Raw genomic sequence first — 2,289 nt, 5'->3', positions numbered from 1 at the left:
TCCAAGATCATTAAGCCACTTCAGTACATGCTAGATCAGGAAAGGTGTATGGAACTGAGAATACTTAAGCAACAGGGCAAGAGCATTCGGGAGATGCAGCGGCTGACAGGCCATTCCAGGAACACGATCGGGCGTTTTCTGCGTGGTCAGAATCCCCCGAAATACGAGCGGCCGGCGCGAGGCTCACAAGTTGATAAATTTGAGCCGTACCTGAAGGAACGCTTGACTGCCGCCCATCCTCATCGGTTGCCCGCGCCAGTGCTGCTCAGAGAGCTGCAGCCGCGCGGTTATACTGGCAGCCTGCGCACCTTGAACTACTGGCTCGCGAAGCAGTATCCGGTAGCTGAGCCGGAGCCGCTGGTGCGTTTCGAAACTGAACCAGGTGCTCAGATGCAGGTGGACTGGGCGATCTTCCGACGCGGACCCTCGCCACTCTCGGCGTTCGTTGCAACGCTGGGCTGCAGCCGCTTTACCTATGTCGAGTTCGTAACGAGTGAGCGATTCGAAGTGCTCAGGGCCTGCCACGAGCATGCCTTTGAATACTTTCAGGGCGTGCCCCGCAACGTGCTCTACGACAATATGAAGACCGTCATTCTTGAGCGCAACGTCTACGGTGAAGGGCGACATAAATTCCATCCGGGGCTCTGGGAACTGGCAAGCACTTATGGCTTCGCACCGAAGGTCTGTCAGCCCTACCGGGCGCAGACCAAGGGCAAGGTAGAACGCTTCATCCGCTATCTGCGCTACAGCTTCTTCCATCCGCTGCGCTCACAGCTGGCCAGCGCAGGACTGCAGCTCGATGCTGCCACGGCTAACGCCGAAGTCCTCAAGTGGCTTCGTGATGTGGCCAACGTGCGTACGCACGACACGCTCAAGGCACGACCGGTCGATCTGCTCGAGGCAGAGCGGCCAGCACTGCTGCCGCTGCCTTCAGCTTCAGTAGAGGGTCCCGTTATCGACCGCGCGCCGGAACTCCCACGGAGTTGGCCGAGCTCTACACTGCAGCGACCACCGCAGAGCTACGATTGCTTCATGAATCCGGAGGCGCCATGAACATCTGTCATGAACAGATCCAGAGCTGAGAATGCCATACAAGTGTGAATGCTCGACGATAAATGAAGGCAGTATATGTCTGAGCGCCTTCACCCGGTTGTTCATCTGCAGGCTATTGAACCCAGCATCACTGATTCCAGAGGGGGCCTGGGGCTGCTTAACGAGGGCCTCGAAAATCCGCCGAAGATAGAGCCGCGAAACAGGCTGACCGATAGGGTCTTCAAAGCGCTGCCAATGGTAACGACCGAAGCAGACTATGAGCAGCTGCTGTCGTGGAATGTTGAGCTGGCACCCGCCAGCGCTTGAGGAGTGGGGTTGCTGGACCGCTTACGGTAATTTAACTAGCCGAGCCCTTGCTAAGCAGCTCGACTAGTTGTCCGCCAATTTTGAACGAATCTGTGCTAGCTTGGCAATCCCATGCTATCGAGACTGCCAGTTGGCTGCTATCAACGTGTTCATTTGCTCTTGTTCTACAGCAGTAAGGTTGATGTTTCCAGCATCGTCAGCGTTGAAGGAGGCCATTGCATTCACCAATGTCTCAACACCAGCTGAACTAATCTGTCCGTCTTGCGTCACGATAGTTTCAATCTTGAAGTAGTTGCTTTCATACCAGCTACTAACCCGGATCGAATCGTTGTCCCCATAGTGGATCAGCAGATCGTCGCTTTCCCTGTTAAACCAAAGGTCGTCACTTTGGGTACTGTCTGCAAATTCGATCTTGTCTTTGTAGGCGTAGTAGCCGTTATCGAGTATGACATCCTCTCCATCGCCTTGGCTAAACGTGTAAATGTCTTCATAGTAACCACCGGTGAGGGTGTCATCGCCACGACCACCATTTAGGACACTGTTCCGGCTGTTATGCCAGTCGTTTTGCATTTTGTCATCGCCATCACCACCGAAGAGCTGGTTGGCGCCGGTGCCGCCGTTGAGGGTGTCGTTACCGCTGCCGCCTTCGATGATGTCGTTGCCACCGAGGCCGTTGATGACGTCGTCACCACCGTTGCCGCGCAGGGTGTCGCCCCAGTTGTTCAGACCCGTCAGTGTACCGGCCTCATCAGAGTCTTCCTGGATCAGCAGCTCGTTGGTCAGCTGGGTATTGCCCCAGATGGTACCATCAGCAAACTTGATTTCTTCGAGCTGATAGGTGGTGCCGGAGGCGAACCAGTTGCTGATGCGCACGCTATCGGTGCTACCAGCGATCTGGAACAGCAGGTCGTTGCCGTCACGGCTGTAGCT

At 55.7% G+C, this 2,289-nt stretch carries 3 protein-coding genes; 2 read left to right on the top strand and 1 reads right to left on the bottom strand.

What is annotated here, in order from left to right:
* Positions 1–27: 27 nt before the first annotated feature.
* Positions 28–1,053 carry an IS21 family transposase gene (istA, locus tag ABD735_RS08695; RefSeq protein ID WP_425548595.1) on the top strand — a complete coding sequence of 342 codons (1,026 nt, stop codon included), beginning with the start codon at positions 28–30 and terminating at the stop codon, positions 1,051–1,053.
* A gap of 75 nt (positions 1,054–1,128) precedes the next feature.
* Positions 1,129–1,359 (top strand): hypothetical protein, encoded by a 231-nt coding sequence (locus tag ABD735_RS08690; RefSeq protein ID WP_344805409.1) that lies wholly within the window; start codon positions 1,129–1,131, stop codon positions 1,357–1,359.
* A gap of 114 nt (positions 1,360–1,473) precedes the next feature.
* Here the strand turns inward: ABD735_RS08690 and ABD735_RS08685 are convergent.
* On the bottom strand, positions 1,474–2,289 hold an 816-nt coding region (locus tag ABD735_RS08685; protein WP_344805407.1), incomplete at its 5' end, for a calcium-binding protein.

This window comes from Allohahella marinimesophila, from assembly GCF_039538005.1.
Classification (GTDB): Bacteria; Pseudomonadota; Gammaproteobacteria; order Pseudomonadales; family Oleiphilaceae; genus Allohahella; species Allohahella marinimesophila.
The sequence above is the reverse complement of the archived record's forward strand: the minus strand, read 5'-3'. Positions and strand labels throughout refer to the sequence as shown.

Bases quoted from the DNA above. Each gene is read 5' to 3' on its own strand.
- istA (WP_425548595.1), top strand. From the start codon at position 28: ATGCTAGATCAGGAAAGGTGTATGGAACTGAGAATACTTAAGCAACAG.
- ABD735_RS08690 (WP_344805409.1), top strand. From the start codon at position 1,129: ATGTCTGAGCGCCTTCACCCGGTTGTTCATCTGCAGGCTATTGAACCC.